Origin of the sequence: Herbidospora cretacea, from assembly GCF_001570605.1 — a bacterium.
Classification (GTDB): domain Bacteria; phylum Actinomycetota; class Actinomycetes; order Streptosporangiales; family Streptosporangiaceae; genus Herbidospora; species Herbidospora cretacea.
Window position 1 is genome coordinate 100,258 of record NZ_BBXG01000006.1, and the last position, 22,846, is coordinate 123,103.

The 22,846-nt window shown below is 70.6% G+C and carries 16 protein-coding genes; 9 read left to right on the forward strand and 7 right to left on the reverse strand.

Annotated features, from left to right (window positions below):
• Positions 1–138 precede the first annotated feature (138 nt).
• Positions 139–831, forward strand: a complete 693-nt coding sequence (locus AW270_RS13170; RefSeq protein WP_245674692.1) for a DUF4097 family beta strand repeat-containing protein — start codon at positions 139–141, stop codon at positions 829–831.
• Here AW270_RS13170 and AW270_RS13175 read toward each other — a convergent pair.
• Positions 828–2,180 (reverse strand): FAD-binding oxidoreductase, encoded by a 1,353-nt coding sequence (locus AW270_RS13175; RefSeq protein ID WP_061294414.1) that lies wholly within the window; start codon positions 2,178–2,180, stop codon positions 828–830. The genes AW270_RS13170 and AW270_RS13175 overlap by 4 nt on opposite strands.
• Before the next feature lie 199 nt (positions 2,181–2,379).
• On the opposite strand from AW270_RS13175, the gene hflX reads away from it, so the two are divergent.
• From hflX to AW270_RS13190, 3 genes are all read left to right on the forward strand, one after another.
• Positions 2,380–3,777, forward strand: a complete 1,398-nt coding sequence (gene hflX, locus AW270_RS13180; protein WP_245674693.1) for a GTPase HflX — start codon at positions 2,380–2,382, stop codon at positions 3,775–3,777.
• Positions 3,778–4,193: 416 nt separating this feature from the next.
• Positions 4,194–5,402: an imidazolonepropionase gene (gene hutI, locus AW270_RS13185; protein ID WP_061294418.1), complete on the forward strand. Its 1,209-nt coding sequence runs from the start codon at positions 4,194–4,196 to the stop codon at positions 5,400–5,402.
• Positions 5,403–6,242 (forward strand): DegV family protein, encoded by an 840-nt coding sequence (locus AW270_RS13190; protein WP_061294420.1) that lies wholly within the window; start codon positions 5,403–5,405, stop codon positions 6,240–6,242.
• Positions 6,243–6,705: 463 nt separating this feature from the next.
• Here AW270_RS13190 and AW270_RS13195 read toward each other — a convergent pair whose 3' ends face one another.
• The gene (locus AW270_RS13195) at positions 6,706–7,260 is read right to left on the reverse strand and encodes a cysteine hydrolase family protein (RefSeq protein ID WP_061294422.1); all 555 of its coding nucleotides are present in this window, start codon (positions 7,258–7,260) and stop codon (positions 6,706–6,708) included.
• A 783-nt stretch (positions 7,261–8,043) separates the two neighbouring features.
• Here AW270_RS13195 and AW270_RS41160 point away from each other — a divergent pair.
• The 4 genes from AW270_RS41160 (at position 8,044) to AW270_RS13215 (ending at position 13,299) form a co-directional block, all read left to right on the forward strand.
• Positions 8,044–8,946, forward strand: coding sequence for a ComEA family DNA-binding protein (locus AW270_RS41160; RefSeq protein WP_245674694.1), 903 nt, complete (start codon positions 8,044–8,046; stop codon positions 8,944–8,946).
• 554 nt (positions 8,947–9,500) lie between these two features.
• The gene (locus AW270_RS13205; RefSeq protein ID WP_061294426.1) at positions 9,501–11,843 is read left to right on the forward strand and encodes a DNA internalization-related competence protein ComEC/Rec2; all 2,343 of its coding nucleotides are present in this window, start codon (positions 9,501–9,503) and stop codon (positions 11,841–11,843) included.
• Between the two features lie 17 nt (positions 11,844–11,860).
• Complete coding sequence (gene holA, locus AW270_RS13210; RefSeq protein ID WP_082801524.1) at positions 11,861–12,826, forward strand: DNA polymerase III subunit delta; 966 nt, start codon at positions 11,861–11,863, stop codon at positions 12,824–12,826.
• An 8-nt stretch (positions 12,827–12,834) separates the two neighbouring features.
• A complete protein-coding gene (locus AW270_RS13215) occupies positions 12,835–13,299 on the forward strand; it encodes an HAD domain-containing protein (RefSeq protein WP_169807312.1) in 465 nt (154 codons plus the stop codon).
• A gap of 149 nt (positions 13,300–13,448) precedes the next feature.
• Here the strand turns inward: AW270_RS13215 and AW270_RS13220 are convergent, their stop codons facing one another.
• Complete coding sequence (locus tag AW270_RS13220) at positions 13,449–14,114, reverse strand: ABC transporter ATP-binding protein (protein WP_245674695.1); 666 nt, start codon at positions 14,112–14,114, stop codon at positions 13,449–13,451.
• 131 nt (positions 14,115–14,245) lie between these two features.
• Here AW270_RS13220 and AW270_RS13225 point away from each other — a divergent pair, with 131 nt between their 5' ends.
• The gene (locus tag AW270_RS13225) at positions 14,246–15,457 is read left to right on the forward strand and encodes an RNA-guided endonuclease InsQ/TnpB family protein (RefSeq protein ID WP_061294431.1); all 1,212 of its coding nucleotides are present in this window, start codon (positions 14,246–14,248) and stop codon (positions 15,455–15,457) included.
• Here the strand turns inward: AW270_RS13225 and AW270_RS13230 are convergent, their stop codons facing one another.
• From AW270_RS13230 to rpsT, 4 genes are all read right to left on the reverse strand, one after another.
• On the reverse strand, positions 15,458–16,381 hold the full coding sequence (locus tag AW270_RS13230; protein WP_061294433.1) for an ABC transporter ATP-binding protein: 924 nt from the start codon (positions 16,379–16,381) through the stop codon (positions 15,458–15,460).
• Positions 16,378–19,053 carry an FtsX-like permease family protein gene (locus tag AW270_RS13235; protein WP_061294435.1) on the reverse strand — a complete coding sequence of 892 codons (2,676 nt, stop codon included), beginning with the start codon at positions 19,051–19,053 and terminating at the stop codon, positions 16,378–16,380. The genes AW270_RS13230 and AW270_RS13235 overlap by 4 nt, the downstream gene beginning before the upstream one ends.
• On the reverse strand, positions 19,054–22,278 hold the full coding sequence (locus AW270_RS13240) for an FtsX-like permease family protein (protein ID WP_061294437.1): 3,225 nt from the start codon (positions 22,276–22,278) through the stop codon (positions 19,054–19,056).
• 230 nt (positions 22,279–22,508) lie between these two features.
• A complete protein-coding gene (gene rpsT, locus AW270_RS13245; RefSeq protein ID WP_061294439.1) occupies positions 22,509–22,778 on the reverse strand; it encodes a 30S ribosomal protein S20 in 270 nt (89 codons plus the stop codon).
• Between the last annotated feature and the right edge of the window lie 68 nt (positions 22,779–22,846).

Genomic DNA, 22,846 nt, shown 5'->3' on the forward strand with positions numbered 1-22,846 from the left:
GCCCACTCTTTTCCACTGTACGGAAATTCGATTCTGTCCAATGGAAGATTATCAGAGGCGTTTCCTGAGGGTCGGCTCAGGGAGCCCTGGGGGCCATCCCCGATGGGAGCGGGGCGCCCGCGCTCCCAGACTGATGGCATGAGAATGAAGAGCCTCGCGGCCGCGGGTCTGCTGGCCGGATCCGCGCTGGTCCTGACCGCCTGCGGCGACCTCCCCTTCGACCTGGACTTCGGCCCCCGCAACCAGGCCGTCGAGAAGTACGACGTCAAGGACGCCGTCACCACCCTGCGCGTCCAGTCGGGGTCGGGCGACGTGGTCGTCAACGAGTCCGACCGCACCGGCATCGCGGTGACCGAGACCCTCCACTACCGGGGCGACAAGCCGACCGACGGCCACGAGGTCGGCGACGGCACCCTGACCCTCGCCTACACCTGCGACGACTGCTCGATCGACTACAACGTCGAGGTCCCCAAGGGCCTGAACGTCAAGGTCGACACCGGCTCGGGCGAGATCACGCTGCGCGCCCTCAGCGGCCCGGTCGACGTCTCGACGGGTTCGGGCGAGGTCGACGCCAGCGGCCTGCTGGGCAAGACCTTCGTCGCCGAGGCCGGTTCGGGCAACGTCGAGGCCAAGTTCGGCGCCGCGCCCGACTCGGTCACCATCGAGACCGGTTCGGGCGACGGCATCGCGTGGGTCCCCGGCGGCAGCTACCACGCCACCCTCCACACCGGCTCGGGAGAGCAGACCGTCGAGGTCACCAACGACCCGGCCGCCCCCAAGAAGATCGTCATCCAGACCGGTTCGGGCGACAGCAAGGTCCTCAAGCTCTAGTTCCGGCCCACGGGGTGGTTGGACCGGAACGTGTTCAGGGGGTCGCGGCGGGCTTTGATCCGCCGCAGCCGGGCGAGGGTGCCCGGGGGGAAGGCGGCGTCGGCGGGTTCGTCGTGGCCGAGGAACGTGAAGGCCTTGCGGCCGGACGCGCAGGGTTCCAGTGCCCGCGCGATCGAGGCCTGCCGTTCCCTGATCGGCCCGGCCAGCTCCGGCCAGGGCAGCATGCCCGCCGCGTGGACCTGGTACTTCTCCGTCAGGTGGCCGCAGGCGCCCGCGCCGGGACGCTCCCGCGCCAGCGCCCCGCCGAGGTGGCGGACCATGACGAAGGTGAGCGGGGCGACCGTGCCGGGCCCGGCCGCGGCGAGCAGCGTGGCGGCCGCCCGGTCGTCGAGGTCGGTCAGCAGGTGTGAGGTGACCAGCGCGGGGGTGGGGTCGGTCGGCTCCATGCAGATCTCGCCGAGCCGGTCGAGCGGCATCGTGCCGCGGGTGTCCACGATCGCGCCGGGGATCGCGTCGAAGCGGGCCAGCAGCTCCCGGGCCCGCTCCTCCCCGCCCAGGTAGGTGGCGTCCAGGCAGACGGCCGACAGGCCGCGCAGCGGCTCGGGCAGTTCGGGGAACGGCGGCAGCTGGAGCAGCGTGAACCACAGGGTGAGCTCGTCGGGGGCGGTCGCGGTCGCCTCGCGGAAGGCCGTCAGCACCTCGGCGGCGCGGGCGGCGGGCCACATCATCCGGCCGCCGAACAGCTCGGGGGCGGAGAACAGGCCGATCTCGACGGCGGTGACGACCGCGAAGTCGCCGCCGCCTCCGCGCAGCGCCCAGAACAGGTCGGGGTCGGTGTGCGCGGTCACCCGCCGGTGCTCGCCCTGGGCGTCGACCAGCTCGAAGGCCACCACGTTGTTCGCGGCGAAGCCGTGCCTGCGGCCGAACCAGCTCAGCCCGCCGCCCAGCACGAACCCGGTCACGCTGACCGCGCCGGTGCTCCCGGCCAGTCCGGTCAGGCCGTGCTTGGCCGCGGCGGTCAGCACCTCCTGCCACGACGCGCCGGCCTCCACGCGGGCCACCCGCTCCTCGGGCCGCACGTGCACCGCGCGCATCCGCGAGGTGCGCAGCAGGATCGCGTCCTCGAACCCGGCCGAGGGCGCGTGGCCGTTGGGCTGGGTGGCGACGGCCAGGCCGTAGAGGCTCGCGTGGCGGACCACGGCGGCCACGTCGGCGGCGTCCTCGGCCTCCACGACGGCTGAGACGCGCTGGTCGACCGCGCCGTCCCAGGGCTCACGGGCCCGGTCGAAACCCTCGTCGCCGGCGGTGAGCACCCGTCCCCGGACCGCTTGGCGCAGATCATTGATCATGATTCCTCCTCGTTCGTCTGGACCGAGGATCCGGGGAGGCGTTTGGTGCCGGGTTGGCATGGAGTTGGAGGACGGCGTGAGACGGCCGCCCCTCCGTGCTGAGCTGGGAGCTTAACGGGATGCGCGGGATTCGTGTGTCATGCCACCATCGACGGGAAGACACGGTGGTGTCGCATTGTTGTCAGGAGAAATGACGTATATGCATAACGAGCCAGAAGACATCGGCGATTACGAACTCGAAGAGCGTCAGGCGCTAAGGCGGGTCGCGGGTCTTTCGACAGAGCTCGAAGATGTCACCGAGGTCGAATACCGGCAGCTCCGCCTCGAACGGGTCGTCCTGGTCGGGGTGTGGACCAGCGGCACCGTCTTCGACGCCGAGAACTCCCTCCAGGAACTCAAGCTGCTGGCCGAGACGGCCGGCTCCGAGATCCTCGAAGGCCTCATCCAGCGACGCGACCGCCCCGACGCCGCCACCTACATCGGCTCGGGCAAGGCGATCGAGCTGCGCGACGTCGTCGCCTCGACCGGCGCCGACACCGTGATCTGCGACGGTGAGCTGACCCCCGGCCAGCTGCGCCAGCTCGAGGAGATCGTCAAGGTCAAGGTCATCGACCGGACCGCCCTGATCCTCGACATCTTCGCCCAGCACGCCAAGAGCCGCGAGGGCAAGGCCCAGGTCGAACTGGCCCAGCTCTCCTACCTGCTGCCGCGCCTGCGCGGCTGGGGTGGCAACCTGTCCCGCCAGGTCGGCGGCCGGGCGGCCGGTGGCGTCGGCATCGGTGGCCGAGGCCCCGGTGAGACGAAGATCGAGCTCGACCGCCGCCGCATCCGCGAGCGCATGTCCAAGCTCCGCCGTCAGATCAAGGAGATGTCCACCGCCCGCGACACGATGCGCAACCGCCGTCAGCGCCGCGAGGTCCCGGCCGTCGCCATCGCCGGCTACACCAACGCCGGCAAGTCGTCGCTGCTGAACCGGCTGACCGGTGCGGGTGTGCTGGTGGAGGACGCCCTGTTCGCCACGCTGGATCCGACGGTACGCCGCGCGCGCACCCCCGAAGGCCGCCTGTTCACCCTGGCCGACACGGTGGGTTTCGTGCGTCACCTGCCCCACCAGCTCGTCGAGGCGTTCCGCTCGACCCTGGAGGAGGTCGGCGACGCCGACCTGATCCTCCACGTGGTCGACGGCTCCCACCCCGACCCCGAGTCGCAGCTCGCGGCGGTCCGTGAGGTCTTCGGCGAGATCGAGGGCGCCAGGGACATCCCCGAGATCGTCGTGATCAACAAGGCCGACGCCGCCAGCCCCGAGGTGATCGACCGCCTGACGCTGCGCGAGCGCCACAGCATCGTGGTCAGCGCGCGCACCGGCCAGGGCATCACCGAGCTGATGGACCTCATCGAGAAGGAGCTCCCGCACCTCGACCACGAGGTCCACCTGCTCGTCCCCTACGACCGGGGCGACCTGGTCGCACGGGCCCACAAGGAGGGCGAGGTCCTGTCGGTCGACCACACCGGCGACGGCACCGTCCTGCACGCCCGGGTCCCGTCGGCGCTGCTCCACGAGCTGGACAGGGTGGCCAAGCCGGTAGAAACCGTCTAATTTCGTACCTATTCCGTAAACTGGCAGGAAAGCGGCGGTAGCTAGCAAGCTTCGCCGTTGGTACGATATGCCGAAACTTACGGCGACTTTCGCTGTGAGTGCCGTTACGCGTGGGGGACGCGCGCTTTACCGGGCCCTACCTGGGGGAATGGGTCCCGGCGTGACAGGAGAGCAGGACGGGCCAACCGGATGCCCAGGAGGCGAACCGGCGTTCTTCTCAATAACCCTGTACAGCGAGCCGACCTGTGAAATAACGTAACTGGACTGAAATCGCCGAGGTGACCCCCGGCGATTGGTCCATCGCACAACCCGGTGCGCGATGAGAGCAGGAGACCCCCAATGACGTCCGGACACGGAGCGGACCCAGTGGGTCCATCAGTGGCGACGGCATTGGCGTCCACACTGGTGGTGGTCGGATGACCGTTCGGCTGCTCACGAACATCGGCCGTCTCTGGACCGGCCACGATGTCTGCAGCAACGCCTCGATTCTCGTCCACAACGACCGGATCGCCTGGGTCGGCCGCGCGGCCGACCTGCCGCAATCCGTTCCCGGAGTCGTCGACGACATCACCGACGTCGACCAGGTGGAGAACCTGGGCGGCGCCCTGGTGACCCCCGGCCTCATCGACGCGCACACCCATCCCGTCTACGCGGGCAACCGCTATGCGGAACTGGCGATGCGCTCGGGCGGCTCCTCGGCCTCCGCGATCACCGCCGCGGGCGGCGGCATCGGTTCCACGGTCACCGTGACCCGCGGCACCGACCCCTGGACGCTGTGCAACGGCGTCCGCGAACGCCTGCGCGAATGGCTCCTCAGCGGCACGACCACCGTCGAGGCCAAGACGGGCTACCACCTGACGCGCGACGGCGAACTCGCCGACGTGCGCCTTCTCCGCGAGCTGGAGAAGGAACCCATGATGCCGCGCGTCCACGTGACCTTCATGGCCGCCCACGTGGTCCCGCCGGAATACTTCGGCCGCCAGCGCGACTACGTCGAGGCCGTGGCGGCGTGGTGCGCCGACGCCGCCGCAGCCGGCGCGGACTCGGTGGACGTCTACTGCGACGACGGCCACTTCTCCACGGAGGAGGCCCGCTGGGTCCTCGCCTCCGGCCGGAACGTGGGCCTGCTGCCCCGGGTCCACGCCGGCGCCTACGCCAAGCGCGGCGCCGTCCAGCTCGCCGCCGAGATGGGCTGCGCCTCCGCCGACCTGCTCCACCACGTGACCGACGAGGACATCGCCCTGATGGCCCGCTACGGCGTGCCCGCGGTCGTCTGCCCCGGCACCGCCCTCCAGCAGGGCTCGCTCCCGCCGGTCCGCCGCCTGCTCTCGCAGCACGTCCCCGTCGCGCTCGGCAGCGACCACAACCCCGGCCACTGCGGCATCACCTCGATGTCCCTCGTCATCAGCCTCGCCGTGGCCGCGTTCGGCATGAGCGTCGGCGACGCCCTCCGCGCCGCCACCCTCGGCGGGGCGCAGGTCCTCGGCGCCCCCGACCGGGGCATCCTCGCGCCCGGACGGCTCGCGGACATCGTTCAGTGGGACGCCGACCACGAGGGCGCCTTCGCCTGGGCCTTCGGACTGAAGCCGCGCCGCGTCTGGCGCGGCGGCACGCCCGTGCAGTAGATGACGGTCGCCGTCGTCACCGACTCGACCGCGTACCTCCCCGCAGCCGAGCTCTCCCGATACGGGATAGCGGTGGTCCCGGTGACGGTCGTCGTCGGCGGACGCGAGTTCCTGGACGGCGCCCAGATCTCCGCCGAGGCGGTTCAAGGGGCCCTGCGGGAGTCCGGCGCGGTTTCCACCTCGCGGCCGTCTCCGGCACAGTTCGCGGACGTGTACGAGGCCTGCGCGGGGCGTGGTTTCACCGAGGTGGTGTCACTCCATCTGTCCGGGGCCATGTCCGGGACCGTCGAAGCGGCGCGACTGGCCGCACAGTCCGCCCCGCTGCCGGTCGAGGTGGTGGACAGCCGGTCGGTGGGGATGGGCCTGGGATTCTCCGTTCTCGCCGCGGCCATCGCCGCTTCGCGGGGGGAGTCCCTTTCCGCGGTGGTGTCCCGGGCGCGGTGGTGCGCCTACGGGACGCGGTCGTTCTTCTACGTGGACACGCTGGAGCACCTGCGGCGGAGCGGCCGGATCGGCGCCGCCGCCAATCTCCTCGGGACGGCGCTCGCCGTGAAACCCCTGCTGCACGTCAACAACGGCGCCGTTTCTCTCCTGGAGAAGGTCCGGACCGCTTCGCGGGCGCTGTCGCGGCTGGAGGACCTGGCCGTGGTGGCGGCGGGGGCCGACGTGGTGAACGTGGGGGTGCAGCACATGGGGGCCACCGAGCGGGCCGAAGCGCTGGTGGAACGGTTGCGGGGGCGGGTGCCGAAGCTGGGTGCCGTATGGGTGGGGGAGATCGGGGCGGCGATCGGGGTCCATACGGGGCCTGGTGTCGTGGGGGTCACGGTTTCGCCGGCTTGAACTCGGCGGGTGTCGTGCCTCGCTGGTGTGGGTCCCTGTATGGCGCCCGGTGATCTGGACCTTCGGATGATGAGTCCGATGATCTGGCAGCTCGCCGGGTCCTTATATTTCCTCCGGTTCTCTTATGTCGGCATCCAGCTTATATCGGCATCCAGTGCAGAGTAGATCATTCTTCCGGCCTTGTTCGGGGCGGAAGACTTGGTGGTCTCATTATTTGGCTGTATCTGCTATGTGTTCTTTGAGGGGATAACGCTTTTCTCCGCTTGATAACAACTTGCGTAGTGCACCACCGAATTCGGAGGCATTTACATCCTGTGTATTGCGGATTGCGTCGTTCAGGTGTTACACCAGGTTGGGGTGCTTTCGTCGGCCAAGCGGCGGACATGTTGTCGATCCCCACGAGGTGAATCGTGAGCACGCGTCGTCGTCTCTCGTTGGTCTGGATGAGGTCACGTCGTGAGGGTCAGGTCGTGAAGGTCACGTCGGCTGCGTCAACGACGGATGCTTCGCGGCCGGGGGCGGACTGGAACTTCCAGTACAGGTTCGTGTGGGCGATGACCTGGTCGACCGGCGGAGCGCCGTAGGCGGTGAGGTCTTCGGTGGTGTGGGCATCGCCGACGAGGGTGACGTCGTAGCCGCGGGTGAAGGCGCCGTGCAGGGTCGAGCGGATGCACGCGTCGGTCTGGGCCCCGTTGACGATCAGGCGGCCTACGCCTCGGGCGGCGAGCTGGGTCTCCAGGTCGGTGTCCTCGAACGAGTCGCCGTAGAGCTTGTGGACCACGGGCTCGGAGTCCTCCCGGACCAGTTCGGCGACGTACTCCCAGCTCTCGCTGCCGTATTTGAGGCCGTCGTCGGAGTGCTGGACCCAGACGACCGGGACCTCTTCCGCGCGGGCCTTGCCGAGCAGAGTGTTGATGTTGGCGATCACTTCGTCGCGGCGGAGTGCGCCTTCCACCACGCCCTTCTGCACGTCGACGATGAGAAGGGCGGTGTTCGGGCGGTTGGACAGGGTCGTCATGGGACCTCCTGTGCCTTGCATGGGTGCGGTCGCACTCATGGCGGGGCGGGTTCGTAGTGGTCTGGCCTGGCCTTGTGCGGCAGGCGTTGTGCCCGTCCAGCCTAGGGCGGGCCACCGACAAAATCCGGCCCCGCTACCGGAGGCCTGGCTTGACCAGGGCCACTGAGCCAGGCTTGATCGTCGCCGGTGCCCGGTGCCCGGTGCCCGGTGCCCGGTGCCCGGTGCCCGGTGCCCGGTGCCCGGTGCCCGGTGCCCGGTGCCCGGTGCCCGGTGCCCGGTGCCCGGTGCCCGGTGCCCGGTGCCCGGTGCCCGGTGCCTGATGGGGCGGTGCCTGATGGGGCGGTGCCTGATGGGGCGGTGCCTGATGGGGCGGTGCCTGATGGGGCGGTGCCTGATGGGGCGGTGCCTGATGGGGCGGTGGGTGGAGGTTCATGGCCGGCTCTGTGGCCAGTTGCTTGGTCGTTGGCCGGTGTTTGGCAGTGGGGACGCAGTTCTTCCTAGGCTGTTTCGGTGCCTGAGCCGACGGCTTGAAGGTTTTTGTGTCGATCGATTTCGATCCGTTCTGCGGTGCGACTTTCGTGGCGAGTGGGAGGTGCAGCGCGTCGAGTTCAATTTCTCCTTCTTTGGGATGTGTGGATCTTGCCGGCTTGGAACTGGGGCTGGGGAAAACGGTGGCGTTAAGTTCCGCTCTGTCGGTATTGCGGTGGTTTGTTTCTGGTGGGTTATCCACAGACTTGCGAGCTGTGCGGGCGGGATCATTGTGTGAGGCTTTACCTTCTCCGGGTGCGTAGCAGGGAGCGGGAAAGTCGCCAGGCCGTGGCGCAGGCGCGTCTCAACCAGATCGTCGATCGGCCGCCGCCTTCTTTCGGGGCCGATCAGCCTCTGCCCAAATATCCGGTGCATTCGGAATCCAGAGCGCCACGACCTGCGAGACCTCGGGGCCGGGACCCTTACCAGCCCGAGCAGCCGACCGATCTCCGAGACGGCGCGTCGTCGTTGGTGCCCGGTGGCATTCCGCCCTCGTTCGGAAAGGCGCCGCCGTTGTCGAGGTGGCCACTTCCCGACGAAGACGAGTTGGCAGACGACCTCGACGGTCCGCTCGATCCCGGCCGCCGGGGCGTCAAAGGGCTGATCCTGGTGGGCGTTGTGGCCGCTCTGGTGGCGGTGTCCATCGCGATCTGGACGCGTCCACGTGAGGAGCCGCTGGCAGCGCCCACTCCCATGACCGGGTCATCAGTCGCGCCTTCACCATCGCGATCGGCTCCTGCAACGGCCGAGGTGACGATCTACGTGACGGGCAAGGTCAGGCGGCCGGGGGTGATCGCTCTGCCCCTCGGGTCGCGCGTGGTCGACGCGATCATGGCGGCGGGCGGGCTCAAGAAGGACGCCGATCCCGGTGGGCTGAACCTTGCCCGTCGGGTGATCGACGGGGAGCAGATCGCCGTGGGAGAGCCAGGGGCGGCGGCCGCTGCGCCGGCAGTGGCTGCGGAGTCGGGGGTGGTCAGTCTCAACACGGGCACGGTCGAACAGCTCGACCAATTGCCCGGCGTGGGGGAGGTGCTGGCGCAACGGATCGTCGAATATCGGGACACCAACGGTGGCTTCCAAAGCATCGAGCAATTACGCGAGGTGGAGGGAATCGGAGAGGCGAAGTTCGCCGACCTGAAGGACCAGGTCACGCTGTGACAAATCCATCTATTGTTCGTATGACTGAATCGTATTCCTTTATGCCCCCTGGTGTTCTCTGATCGCCCTGCTGATGGGGCCGTAGGCGTCGAGCAGTGGGCTGGGCCTTGTGCAGCCATGTGATGCTGCGTTGACAATTCGCTTTGTTTGTAGGTGGCCAGCAAGCCTGTCTATTGCACCGTTCTTTTTCCGTCACAGCTGGGCTCGTGGTTGAGAGGGTTTCATAGTCGTCTCGGGTCGACGTCGGGCTGTTGCGCATCAAGAGGAGCCGCTGCTCCTTTGTCTCTCCTCGTTGGTGGACCGGTCTTTGGGTGGAGGAGGCCATTTGTCGCCGCCGCTACCCATCGTCGGCCGCGAGGCCGCCGCCCGCGCTCATGCCGCCGACGGCGATCTTCCTTAGGCCGGTGTCGGCGAAGCCGGCGCAGCACGGTGGAAGTTACGAGCCCTGGTGCAAAGAACGGAGTTCTAGTGAGTAGCCGGTTCTGTCGAAGTCGTGGCTGGCTATCTGTCATCCTCACGACGAACCGGCAGTCCCCACCGGAGGTCGGCTTCTGATGGGCGCTCGGCTGAAGCTCGAACTGGTCGAGGGGCTGAGAACCAGGGTTCAGCAGCGGAGGGATCGGTATCGTCCCAAGCGGCCTGACGCCGACGACGAGGTCGTCCCGCCACCGGCCAATGTCTGGCAGGGTCACTCTGTCGAGTTGGTCGTCCCCGCCGTGGTCGCCTGGCTGGCCGCGCTCTTCCTGATCGGGTTGCCTGCCTGGGCCTCCTTCCTCGCCGCCGGTGTCTTCTGCCTCGTCGCGCTGACCAAAAGGAGGATGCTCGTCGCGGCCGCCATCGCGGGCTGTGCCGTCTCGGTCATCGTCGGGATCAAGGTCCATGGCGTCACCTCAGGTCCGCTGGCCGCCATGGCGGAGCGGAACGCCACCGTCTCCGCGGAACTGGTCATCGCCGCCGACCCGCGCGCCAAAGGAGACCTCGTCTTCGTCGAGGCCCACGTCGTCACCGTCGACCGCCTCACGCTCGACGCCCCGGTGCTCGTCTTCGCCCGCGGCGACACCTGGCGCAGCCTGCTCCCCAGCCAGCGCGTGAGAGTCTCCGGCCGTCTCGGCGTCGCGGAGCCGGGGGAGTTGCTCGCGGCCGTCTTCATGGCCCGGGGCGAGCCGCAGATCCTCACGCCACCGTCGACTTCACATGGGCTGGCGGGCGTCATCAGGGCCGGTCTCCGCGAGGCCAGTTCCGTGCTCGGCCCGGCCGAACGCGGGCTCCTCCCCGGTCTGGTCGTCGGCGATGTGACCAATCTCAGCGAAGACGTCAAGGCCGACTTCAAGACCGCCGGGCTCTCGCACCTCACGGCGGTCAGCGGGGCCAATCTCGCGATCATGGGTGGGGCGGTGCTGCTCCTGGGCCGGGCCGTCGGGCTCACGCTCGTCTGGCGGGCCGTGCTGGTCGTGCTCGCCATGGTTGCGTCCGCGTTCGTCGCGCGGTTCTCGCCCAGCGTGCTGCGTGCCCTCGTCATGGGGACCGTCGCCGCGCTCGCCCTCGGCGCCGGACGCCAGCGGGACGGCGTGTCCGCCCTCTCCGTCGCCGTGCTGCTGCTGTTGCTGTTCAACCCGGGGCTGGCCAGGGAGTACGGCTTCGCGCTCTCGGTGTGCGCCACCGCCGGCATCATCCTGCTGGCCCCCTGCTGGCGGGATCGGATGGCCACCCGGATGCCGAAATGGTGCGCCGAGGCCATCGCGGTCCCGGCGGCGGCGCAGGTGGCGGTCACGCCGGTGCTGGTGCTCATGTCGGGGCAGATCGGGCTCGTCGCCATCCCCGCCAACCTGTTCGCCGGTCCCGCCGTCGCCCCGGCCACGATCCTCGGGTTCGTCGCCGCGATCATCGCGCCGATCAGCATGGATCTCGCTCAGCTCGTCACACGTCCGGCGGGGCTCGCCATCGGGTGGATCATCCTGGTCGCCGACCGGGCGGCCGACGTGCCGGCGGCGACCATCGGGTGGCCCGGCGGGCTGGTGGGGGTGGCGTTGCTCGTGCCGATCGGGGTCGCCCTGTGGCATCGCGGGGCCAGGCGGGTCAGTCTCGCCGTGGCGGGAGGGGTGCTGGTCGCGACGCTCGTGGCGGGGCCGGTGGTGTCCGGTTGGCCGCCCAGCGGGTGGCTCATGGTGATGTGTGACGTCGGGCAGGGTGATGCGATCGTGCTCGACGCGGGGGACGGGAAGGGTGTCGTCGTGGACGCGGGGCCCGAGCCCGATCTCGTCGACGCGTGTCTCGATCGGCTCGGGATCGAGGCGGTGCCGCTGCTCGTGCTGACCCATCCGCACGCCGATCACATCGGCGGGCTCGCCGGCGTCTTGCGCGACCGGCAGGTGGGGGCCGTCGTGGTCAGCCCGCGCCGGGTCGCCATGCCGGAACTCGCCGCCCGCCGTGTCCCGGAATGGGTGGTCACGCCCGGTACCACCTGGAAGTTCGGCGAACTGGTGCTCACCGTGGTCTCGCCCGCGCCGGACGCGCCGCCCAAGGGCGCGGGTGAGGGGGCGGTGCTGAACAACGCCAGTGTGGTGCTCCATGCCAAGTGGCCCGGGACGTCGGCGCTGCTCGCGGGTGACCTGGAGACCGAGGCGGAGTCCGCTCTCGTACGGATACTCCCGCAGGCCGACATCCTCAAGGTCCCCCACCACGGCAGCGCGCGCCAGGACCCGGCCTTCCTGGCCGCCGCGCGTTCCCGGCTGGCGCTGATCAGCGTGGGCGCGGGAAACGACTACGGCCACCCCGCGACCTCGACGGTCGACACGCTGACCATGCTCGGCAACCGGATCCACCGCACCGACGTACAGGGGGACATAGCGGTCGTGACCAGGGAGGGCGTGCTGGCCGTGGTCGCGCGGGGGCCGTGATGTGGCATGCTGCCGGGATGGGGAACGCCGCGCCGGTGACGCTCGTGTCGGGTGACGAGGAACTGCTCGCCGACCGGGCGGTCGCGTCGGTGGTCTCCGCCGTACGCGCCGAGGAGCCCACCGCCGAGGTCCACGATCTCACCGGGGGGAAGGTCGAGCCGGGCGAGCTGACCCGGCTGATGTCGCCCTCGCTGTTCGGCGACCGGTCGGTCGTGGTGATCCGCAACGCCCAGGACCTGTCGAAAGAGGTCATCACCGAGACGGTGAAGTACGCCGCCCATCCGTCCGACGACGTGACGCTCGTGCTGGTCCATCCGGGCGGGGTGAAGGGGAAGGCGCTGGTCGACGGGCTGAAGAAGTCCGGCGCGCAGGTCGTCACGGTGGCCAAGCTCACCAAAGCGGGCGAACGCATCGACTTCATCCGCAACGAGTTCCGCAACCTCGGCCGGGCGATCGCGCCCGCCGCCGCCCACGCCCTGCTCGACGCGGTCGGCAGCGACCTGCGTGAGCTCGCGGCGGCGTGCAGCCAGCTCGCGTTCGACACCCAGGAGAAAACGGTCGGCGAGGCCGCCGTGGCCCGCTACCACCGGGGGCGGGCCGAGGTGAGCGGCTTCAACGTGGCCGACATGGCGGTCGAGGGCAAGCTCGCCGAAGCCCTGGAGCAGCTGCGCTGGGCGCTGTCGACGGGGGTGGCCCCGGTGCTCATCGTCAGTGCCCTGGCGGGTGGGCTGCGCAGCCTGGCGAAGGTGTCCGGCGCTCCGCGGAACGCCAACGAGAACCAGCTCGCCGGCCGGTTGGGCATGCCACCCTGGAAGATCCGCAACGCCCGCCGCCAGCTCAACGGCTGGGGCCCCGAAGGGCTGTCCCGCGCCATCCAGGCGGTGGCGACGGCCGACGAACAGGTCAAGGGCGGCGGAACCGACGCCGCCTACGCCCTGGAGAACACCGTCCAGACCGTCGTCCGCAGCCGGAACGGCCGCTGAGCGGCGGCATGCGCCGTCCGCCGATCCTGTTCCTGGACGTCGACGGCCCCCTGATCCCCTTCGGCGGCTGGCACCCCGCGAGGAACACCCACGTGCCCGAGGGCGCGAGCCCGCTGCTGGCCCGACTCGACCCCGGCCTGGGTCCCCGGCTCGCCGCCCTGCCCTGCGAACTGGTCTGGGCCACCACCTGGACGTCCCACGCCAACGACGTGATCGCCCCGGTCCTCGGCCTGCCCGGCCTCCCCTACGTCGACTGGCCGGACGCCGACCACTGGGGCGAACTCCACTGGAAGACCGCCCACCTGGTCGAGTGGGCAGAGGGCCGCCCCTTCGTCTGGGTCGACGACGAGACCACGGACCTCGACCGCCGCTGGATCGCCCGCCACCACCCCGCCGACGCCTTGATCCACACCGTCGACCCTGCCACCGGTCTCACCGTCGCTGACCTGGACGTCATCCAGTCATGGCTGTAGAAGCCGCCTCCTGGCTCGCCGAGATGGCCAGGCCAGGATCAGACGACGGCGATCGGGAGGCCACTTCGGATCAACCCTGGCTCTGGCGGAGCGCCGGGTGCAAGGAGGCCGGCATCCGTTCGGCCAGGCTCAGACCGGCTCCGGCGTCATCACGGCGTGGCCGAAGCCGCTGGTTCTGCTTCCAGGAAGACGCCGTCTCGTAGTTCCAGCACCCGGTCGGCCAAGGTGATCAAACTGGGGTCGTGGGTGGCCACGACCGCTGTGACGCCCTCGCTGCGGACCAGCGCCCGGATGAGCTGCATGATCTGACGGGCCGTCTGCGAGTCGAGCTGGCCCGTGGGCTCGTCCGCGATCAGCAGTTTCGGCCGGTTCGCCAGGGACCGGGCGAGCGCCACCCGCTGCTGCTGGCCGCCCGACAGCTCGTAGGGCCGCTGGTTGGCATGGGCCTCCAGGCCGACCAGCGCGAGCAGCGCCTTCACCCGTTCGTCCCGTTCGGCGGGGGCGGTGCGGCTCAGGCGCATGGGGACGCCCACGTTCTCCGCCGCCGACAGCACCGGGATCAGGCCGAACGACTGGAACACGAACCCGATCACGTCGCGCCGCAGCTCCAGCAGGCCCGCCTCGGGAAGGGCCGTGACCTCCTTTCCGTTGACGAAGACCCGGCCCTCGGTGGGCGCGTCGAGGCCTCCGAGCAGGTTGAGCAGGGTCGTTTTGCCCGACCCCGACCGGCCGCGGACGGCGACCAGTTCGCCGGGGGAGGCGGTGAAGGACACCCCCCGCAACGCCTCGACCCCGCGCGGGTAGACCTTCCGCAAGCTTTCGACCACAACAAGCGGTTCGCTCATCAAAACTTCTCCACTGGGGAAACCCGGTCCTTCAGGGCCGGGAGACGCGGCACGACAGCGCACCGTGTATGGGAACCATTACCTTCTGTTATGATTCGAACGTGCGTACGGCTTACAAAGTTCGGCTCTGCCCCACCCCCGAACAGGCCGCGGTGCTGAACCGCACGTTCGGTTGTGTGCGCGTGGTGTGGAACCGAACCTTGGCCTGGCGGCGCGCCCGCTACCACGGCGAATGTGTGAAGACGAACTTCACTCAGGCCAACGCGTATCTGACCGCGATGAAAGCCTTCGACGATCTGGCGTGGCTCAACGAGGTGTCCTCGGTTCCCCTCCACCAGGCGATCCGCCACCAGCAGGTCGCGTTCAGCAACTTCTTCGCCGACCGCGCCCGCCATCCGCGACACAAGTCCCGCAATGGGCGGCAGAGCGCCGAATACACCCGCTCGGGCTTCCGATGGCGCGACGGAACGCTGACCCTGGCCAAGATGAATGTCCCGCTGGCATTCGTCTGGTCCTGGCCCGACGTCGACCCCGCCGCACTCGACCCGACCACGGTGACCGTCTCGAAAGACCCTTGCGGACGCTGGTACGCGTCTCTCGCGATGGACGTAGCCGATCCGGAGCAGGCCCCGGCCGCGGGCGCGGCGGTCGGGGTGGACCTTGGTGTCACCGACTTCGCGGTCACGTCCGACGGCGAGAAGATCGCCAACCCGCGCCACCTGGCCAGGCGTGAGCGGAACCTGGCCCACTACCAGCGGCGCATGGCCCGCAAACAGCGAGGGTCGGCCAACCGCGGCGAGGCCAGGGCCAAGGTGGCCCGCGCCCACCGCAAGGTCGCCGCGGCCCGGGCCGACTTCCTGCACAAGACCAGCACCCGGCTGGTCCGCGACCACGACCTGATCGTGATCGAAGACCTCAACGTGCGGGGAATGGTCGGCAACCGGCCCCTGGCCAAGGCGATCTCCGACTGCGGGTGGGGTGCCTTTCGCCGCATGCTGGAGTACAAGACCGCAAAGCACGGCCGTCGCCTGATCGTGGTCGACCGCTGGTTCCCCAGTTCCAAGACCTGCAGTGCGTGCGGGCACCTGCTCGCCTCGTTGTCCTTGAGCGCCCGGACGTGGCAGTGCCCGTCCTGCGGCACCCGGCATGACCGGGACGTCAACGCCGCGAAGAACATCCTGGCGGCAGGTCGTGCCGTGTCCGCCTGTGGAGCCGACGTCAGACATTCGGGGTCCTCCCGGGTGCGGTCGGCCGTGAAGCAGGAACCCCGGCCCGCGAGGGCCGGAGCCCCCGTCCTTCGGCGCGGGGAGTAGTCAATCGCCGTTCTCCTCACCAGCGCCGGCCGGCCACACCCCGATGTGGTCGCGCTCGAGTTCGAGCCGTACGCGCCGCTCCATCGCCAGCGCGTTCGTGAAGTCGCGGGGGAGCTGCAGGCGGCCCACCCGGTCGAGGACCGCGTACTCCTCGGCGATCACGTCGCCGTCCTCGGAGGTGCGGCGCAGGGTCTCGCTGGAGGTGCGGCCGTCGCGGATGCCGACCGTGCGGTCGACCTGCTCCGACACCAGGGGGTCGTGGGTCACGATCACGGCGGTCACGCCCAGTTCCCGGTTGGCCCGGCGCAGCGCGCCGAACACCTCTTCGGAGGTGTCGCTGTCGAGCTCGCCCGTGGGCTCGTCGGCCAGGATGACCTCGGGGGAGTTGGCCAGGGCCACCGCGATGGCCACCCGCTGCTGCTCGCCGCCGGACATCTGGCCCGGTCGCCGGGGCGCGCAGTCGGCGACGCCGAGCAGGTCGAGGAGCTCGTCGGCGCGGTCGCGGCCGGCCTTCTTCCCGGCCAGTTTCATGGGGAGCATGACGTTCTCGCGCGCGGTCAGATAGGGGAGCAGGTTGCGCGCGGTCTGCTGCCAGATGAAGCCGACGACCGAGCGGCGGTAGCGCAGCCGGTCCTTGGCCGTCATCGACAGCAGGTCCATCCCGGCCACCCGGGCCAGGCCCGCCGTAGGCACGTCCAAGCCTGACAGCACGTTCAGCAGGGTCGACTTGCCCGAGCCCGACGCGCCGACGATCGCGATCAGCTCACCCTTCTCGATCAGCAGGTCCAGGCCCTGGAGGGCGACGACCTCCACGCCCTCGGTCTTGTAGATGCGGACCAGGTTGTCGCACAGGATGTGGGCGTGCTCGCCGAACGCGGGCGCGCGCCGGGTCGCCTGGGCCTCCAGGTCGGACAGTGTGGTCATGAGGATTCCCCCACTCGGAGTGCGGTGGTGACGCGGCGGCCGGCGGTCGCGTGGGCGAAGGCGCCGAGGATCGAGACGGCGGTCAGGCCCGCGGCCAGCAGGGCGGGCGTGGTGAAGGTCAGCGGGAAGTCGGTGACGGCCAGGCCCGCGAAGGCCGACAGGTCGAGGCCGGGGCCGAGCACCAGGGGCAGCACCAGGCCGAGCGCGAGACCGGCCACGGCGGTCAGGACGATCAGCGGCGCCACCTCCAGCACGGTCAGCGTGCGGGCCTGCTGCTGGGACAGCCCCAGCGTACGCAGGAACGACAGCGCCTTGGTCCGGTCGGCCGCGCCGATGACCAGGGCCACGATCACCGCGATCAGCGCGTAGACGCCCATGGCCACGGTGGCGATGGTGAAGGCGAGCGTGATGGCGCCGGTCAGCGGGGTGTCCCGCACGTCGACCAGCGACGTCGCGTAGGTCTCGATCTCCGCGTCGTTCAGGCCCACCGTGCGCTCCAGCGTCGCCCGGTCGACGTCGCCGTCGATGAGCAGGATGTTCGTGTACGTCCGCAGCCCCGCCCTCTTCGGCCCGTCGAACGGCATCACGATGAGGTTCTCGCCGGGGAACGACAGCCCGGGGAGCTCGTCGAGCCGGCCCATGTTGCGGACCTTCATCCGGGTGTGCCACCCGATCTCCAGCTCCTTGTACGGCGTCAGCGTCTTCGACATCAGCGCGGGGATGCCGAGCCCGCGCGGCGGGTCGGGCACCGTCAGGGGCGAGCCCGCGACGAGCTCGCGGTAGTCCTTCAGGTCTATGGACAGCACCGTGGCGCGGAGCCCGCCGATCCCGACCTGGACGTTGCCCTTGCCCGCCCGCACCACCGAGTTCACCCCGGGCAGCGCCTCGACCCTGGCCACCACGTCCTCGGGGATCTCGGCCGACCGCTCGACCCGGGCCGACGCGCCGACGTCCTGCCAGGCGGCCCGGCTCTGGGTGTCGCCGATCGCGCCGGAGACCAGCGCCCCGAACACCGACACGGCCAGCGCGGGCAGCAGGATCAGCACCGGCAGCGCCGCCCCGCCGCGCGACCGGGCGGCCAGCGTGAGGCCGAGGAACGGGACCGCGCCCGGCCGCCGTCCGGCGATCCTGGTGAACAGCCGCAGCGGCAGCGGGTAGAGGCGCAGGGTCAGGATCCCGGCCGCCAGGGCCAGCCCGGCGGGCGCGAGCATCAGGAACGGGTCGGCGCCCAGCTCCTGCGCGTCGCTCGCCACCCCCCGCGAGCGCAGCAGGTAGGCCCCGCCCAGCCCGAGGAGCACCACGAGGACCTCCAGGGCGACGCGGCGGGGCGAAGACCGTGCCGACACGACGTCGGCGCGGGTGTCCTTCAGGGGACGCCGGTGCGCCAGCGCGAGCCGGCCGACCGCGAACAGGACCGTCGTCAGGGTCAGCACGACCGGCACCAGGTGCCCGACGAGCGTCGCCGGGCCGGGCACCAGGTAGGACAGGCCGTACCCGAGCAGGGTCGCGGGCAGCACGGCCAGCGCGATCACCGCCGCCCCGGTCCGCACGACCTGGCCGAGGGACGCGCCCCGGGCGCGCACCAGGGACAGGGCCGTGCGCATCCGCTCGGTGAGCAGCTGGACGGCCAGCGCCAGCACCCCGATCGACACCACCGCGAGCCCGCCGAGCAGCAGGTAGAGCAGCGTCTCGGCGGTGCGCAGCACGCTCAGGAAGTCGGTCAGGACCAGGTCGAGGCCGGTCACCAGCTCGTACCGCAGGGTGGTGAACATGCTGCTGTAGGGGCCGCCGGCCAGGTCGGTCAGGATCCGGGAGTAGTCGTCGACCTGGGCGATCATCGCCCCGGAGTCGGCGGCGCTGACCGCGTCACGGTCCAGTCCGTAGACCCACGAGTAGCTGAGCTCGCGCCGCTCGTCGAGGCTGGCCAGGCCCTCGTCGCTCACCAGGCCGGTGGTCAGCCACTCGCTCTCGGTGTCGCCGGGGATCGGCCGGATGATCGCCCGGGTGACCTCGTAGTTGTGCTCCCAGAACCGGTCGGCCGGGTCGTCGACCTCGTAGATCCCGGTGACGCGGGCCACGACCGGGTAGCTGTTGCCGAGCAGCAGGACCGCGCCGGCGTCGATCTTCATCTTGTCGCGGGCCTCGGTCACCAGCCCGATCTCGATCACCTTGAGGTTCCGCAGCTCGGGGTGGCCCGGCACCCGGGCGAGCGTCGACGAGGGGCCGGGCGGGGTGCCCTCGACCCACGTCACCCGGTCGGCCGCGGCAGGGACCCAGGCGAAGTCGACGTACTCGTGCGAGGCCCCCTTGGAGCCGTCGAGACGGGTGTCGACCGGGGTGCCGGTGGTCTTGGCGGAGAAGTGGGAGGTGCCCTGGCCGAGCGGGACGACGGCCTCGCGGAGGTCCCGGGGCAGGTGCTTGGCGAACTCCGCGTAGCGGGTCTCGAAGTCGGCCGGATTCCCGATCAGCGCCTCGGCCGACAGCGGCCGGGCGGTGACGTCCAGGTCGGTCTGCTGGGCGGAGACGTCGCGGAGCATGCCGTGCACGGCCTCGTCGTAGGCCGTCTCGAACCCTCTCGGCAACGCCGCGAGCAGCAGCGACGCGGAAAGCGCCAGCAGCGCCAGCACCAGGGCGGCGGCCCGGTGCACCTTGACGAGCTGCCAGACGTTCACTCAGTCCTCCCCGATGCGCAGCGCGCGGCCGAGACCCTGGCGGCGGAGCGTGCGGGCCAGGCCCGCGACCACCGCGAACAGCAGCAGCGCCACCGCTGCGAGCAGGGCGGCCGTCGCGCCCCACGGGATGTCCAGCAGCACGCCCGGTGTCACCGCGGTCGCCTGACCGGTGAGCACGATGTGCGGCACGACGAGGGTGGCCACGGCGACCGCGAGCGCCGTACCGCCCAGCAGGGACAGCCCGATGATGAAGGTCTGCTCGACGGCGAGCAGCCCGAAGACCTGGTTGAAGCTCACCCCGAGCGCGCGCAGCAGCGCGAACTCGGTGGTGCGTTCGCGGGCCGCGACCGCCGCGTTGACGAGGAAGCCGAGCACCGCGAAGACCAGCGCCGCCGCGAAGCCGAGGATCAGCGCGCCCTGCAGGCCGCTGGCCAGCGGGTCGTCCTGGAGCTGGGTGGTCAGCGCGGCCCGCGAGACGATCGTCTGGTCCCATTCGAGGTGCCTGGTCATCTCCGCCTCGGCGCGCGGGCCGTCGGTGGCCAGCCACCACTCCGTGGCCTGATGGGGGACGTACGCCCCGGCGAGGTCCCCGGCCTGGACGGTCTCCAGGTCGGCGAGCACGGCCGGCTGGTCGCCCTCGGTCCCGGGCATCGCGTCCAGGACGGCGATCGGCGTCACCGGGGTCTGCACCCCGTCGATCGCCATGGTCGTCGTCCTGCCGATCACGAGCTTCGCGCTCGCGGCCAGGTCGGCGGTGACCGCGACCGGCAGCGCCTGGGGCGCGACCGGGCTGGGCGCCATCGCGAGGTGCTCCCCCTCGACCGGCACGTCGGCGGGGTGCGGCTTGGGCCGGTCGGTCTTCAGCGTCAGGAACCCGCCGGGGGTGACCGCGGGCTTGCCGAGGTTCTGCTTGCCGCGCTGCGCCACCGACCAGGCCGGGGCGGTCAGCGCGGCCCCGGCGTCGGTGGTGACCGTGTCGACGGCCACGGTGATCGGGCTGCCCTCGGGCGGGATCGGCACGTCGAGCAGCACGCCCTCCACCGTCAGCGGGTAGGCGATCGCACCCGAGCGCCCGGCCAGCGCCTTCAGGTCGGCGGTGAGCTGGTGGAGCTCGCCGTCGGGGGTGAGCAGGCCGGTCCGCGCCTCGGCGCGGGCGCCCAGCCGGTCGCGGACGACCAGGCTCAGCGACAGGTTCGTGTAACCGGCCGCGCGGGCCGGGTCGTCGAGCGTGAGCCGGACCCCCAGCTTCAGCGCGGCGGGCTCGCCGGGAATCTCGATCGAGGCCGGGTCGGGCCGGGCCGAGGTGAGCTCGCCCGCCAGCTCCGGCACGGTCAATGCGGTCAGGTCGGGGCGCAGGTGCAGCAGCCCGTCGAGCCGGCCCGCGTCGGCGGCCAGGAACACCGCGTCGTCGTCGCCCGTCTCGATCGTGCCCCGGTAGACCGGGCTGATCCCGGTGACGCCGGGCAGGGCCGCGTACGCGCTGCCCCGGCCGAGCGAGCCGAGTTCGGCGCCCGAGACCGGCCCGGCGACCCGCAGGTCGGCGGCGGCGATGTGGCGGGCCTGGTCGATCTGGGAGCCGCGCCAGGTCGCGGCGGTCGCGATCGACACCACGCCGATCGCGATGGCCATCGTCAGCAGCAGCACCGGCCCCGAGTAGCGCATGGGGCGGCGGCTGACCTGCCAGGCGCCCAGCGCCGGCGCGAGACTGGACCTGCGGCTCGTCCACCGTTCGGCGATGCCCGAGACGATCGGGACGAGCCGCAGGCCCAGCATGCCCCCGCACAGAAGGGCCAGTGCCGGTCCCGTCACGATCAGCGGGTCGATGCCGAGCCCGCCGCTCGTCGTGGACGTGACCGGAGCTCCGTACCGCTGGAGTTGCCAGACCGCGAGGGCCGCGACCGCGAGCAGGACCAGGTCGCCGCCGGCGCGCTGGATGATGCCCTGCTTCTCACCGCGTCCCCGCGAGGACTGTTCCTCTATGTACGTCCGCCGCGCCCCCCGCAACGCCGGCAGCGCCAGCAGCACGGCACACGCGACCGCGACCCCCGCCGAGACGAGGAACGTCGACAGGTCCGGCGTCGGGGTGAGCCGCACGCCGGTGGCCCGCAGCCACGGCAGCGACCCGATGAGCGTCAGCAGGGGCGGCGCCAGGAACGGCGCGACGATCGCGCACGGCAGCGCGACCAGCAGCGACTCGGCCCCCGCCAGCAGCCCGAGGCGCAGCGACCCGGCGCCGCGCGAGCGCAGCAGCGCCACCTCCATGCGGCGGTGGTCGGCCAGCAGCCGCGCCGTCAGCATCAGCGCGTACGCCGCCAGCACCAGCAGCTGCAGCACCGGCACCAGCATCGTCGACCGGGCGACGAGCGCGGCCTGGTCGAGCTGGCCCAGCATCTCGGGCAGGTTGCTGCTGGCCGAGCAGCCCGTGCAGTCCTTCTTGAGCTCGTCGTTCAGCCCCGCCACCGACCCGGCGAACGGCCGCAGCTCCTCGCGCGGCAGGTCCCGCAGGTCGGGCACCACGAACCAGGTCGCCGTCACGTTCGTCGCGAACCGCTGCACGAACGTCCCCGGCTCAACCATCATCGGCCCGAACGTGGTGTAGTTGCGGACCTCCGAGCCGCGTCGCAGCAGCTCGTCGCCGTTCCACCGGTCGCTGTAGGGGTCGTCGAGCTGGTAGACCCCGCTGACCCGCACGTCGACCGGCTTCTTGTCGAGCCGTCCGGTGATGGTGAAGGTCGCGCCGGTGGCCAGGTTCATCGCCTGCGCGGCCGGCTGCGACAGCGCGACCTCGACCGTCCCCGACGGGGAGGCGGCCGGCCAGGCGCCGTCGACGAGCTGGGCGTGCCGGTCGAAGTTCTGGTAGGTCGCGAACCGGGTCAGCTCGGGCTGCTCCAGCTTCTCCTGGCCCGGCATGGCGTAGGAGTCCGACCGGATGCCGACCGTGATCTCGGCGGGCACGTCACCGTAGGTCTCGGCGAGTTTCTTCCGGATGAGCGCGTCGCGCTCGGGATAGGACGTCGCGTCGACCGGAGTCGTCACCCTGGCCGAGGTGGTCTTGATGGGAGCCGTCTCCATGCTCCGGCGGACGCCGACCTCGGCGACGGTGACGGCGTACATGATGAGCGCCACGAGAGCCGTGGTGGCCAGCAGGATCGAGCCGAACGCGGCGACGAGCAGGAGCGGCTGGCTGAGAGCGCGCCGCAGGACCAGCGGAATACGCCCCCGCATGAACCGACTCCTATCGTTTTCGCCGTTGTGCGGCACACGATAGGGGAGTGCGAACCCTTGACGACGGGTCAGGGAAGACGGTGACCTAGCCGGTACGCTGCGGCGATGCCAATGTGATATCGAAAACGTGACATATTACGGGTTGAATCGCGGCATCCCCGCCCATGAAACGCGGAAGCCGTGTCCCGGTGATTCGGGACACGGCTTCCGGAAGCGTGGGAACGCAGGGCCTAGCTGGCCGCGAGGGCGGCGGCGCGCTTGGCGATCGCCGACTTGCGGTTGGCGGCCTGGTTCTTGTGGATGACGCCCTTGCTCACGGCCTTGTCGAGCTGGCGGCTGGCCACCAGCATCGCCGCGGACGCCGCGGCGGCGTCGCCGGCCTCGGCGGCCTCGCGGAACTTGCGGACAGCCGTCTTCAGGGACGACTTGACGGCCTTGTTGCGCATCCGGGCCTTCTCGTTCTGCCGGTTGCGCTTGATCTGGGACTTGATGTTCGCCACGAAGAAGCCTCGAAATGAAGTCTGGGTTTTGGTATGGGCCGCGCTGGCTCGTGAGAGGGCGTGCCATA

Coding starts and splice junctions, on each gene's coding strand:
- AW270_RS13170 (WP_245674692.1), top strand. CDS start 139: ATGAGAATGAAGAGCCTCGCGGCCGCGGGTCTGCTGGCCGGATCCGCG.
- AW270_RS13175 (WP_061294414.1), bottom strand. CDS start 2,180: ATGATCAATGATCTGCGCCAAGCGGTCCGGGGACGGGTGCTCACCGCC.
- hflX (WP_245674693.1), top strand. CDS start 2,380: ATGCATAACGAGCCAGAAGACATCGGCGATTACGAACTCGAAGAGCGT.
- hutI (WP_061294418.1), top strand. CDS start 4,194: ATGACCGTTCGGCTGCTCACGAACATCGGCCGTCTCTGGACCGGCCAC.
- AW270_RS13190 (WP_061294420.1), top strand. CDS start 5,403: ATGACGGTCGCCGTCGTCACCGACTCGACCGCGTACCTCCCCGCAGCC.
- AW270_RS13195 (WP_061294422.1), bottom strand. CDS start 7,260: ATGACGACCCTGTCCAACCGCCCGAACACCGCCCTTCTCATCGTCGAC.
- AW270_RS13205 (WP_061294426.1), top strand. CDS start 9,501: ATGGGCGCTCGGCTGAAGCTCGAACTGGTCGAGGGGCTGAGAACCAGG.
- holA (WP_082801524.1), top strand. CDS start 11,861: ATGGGGAACGCCGCGCCGGTGACGCTCGTGTCGGGTGACGAGGAACTG.
- AW270_RS13215 (WP_169807312.1), top strand. CDS start 12,835: ATGCGCCGTCCGCCGATCCTGTTCCTGGACGTCGACGGCCCCCTGATC.
- AW270_RS13230 (WP_061294433.1), bottom strand. CDS start 16,381: ATGACCACACTGTCCGACCTGGAGGCCCAGGCGACCCGGCGCGCGCCC.
- AW270_RS13240 (WP_061294437.1), bottom strand. CDS start 22,278: ATGCGGGGGCGTATTCCGCTGGTCCTGCGGCGCGCTCTCAGCCAGCCG.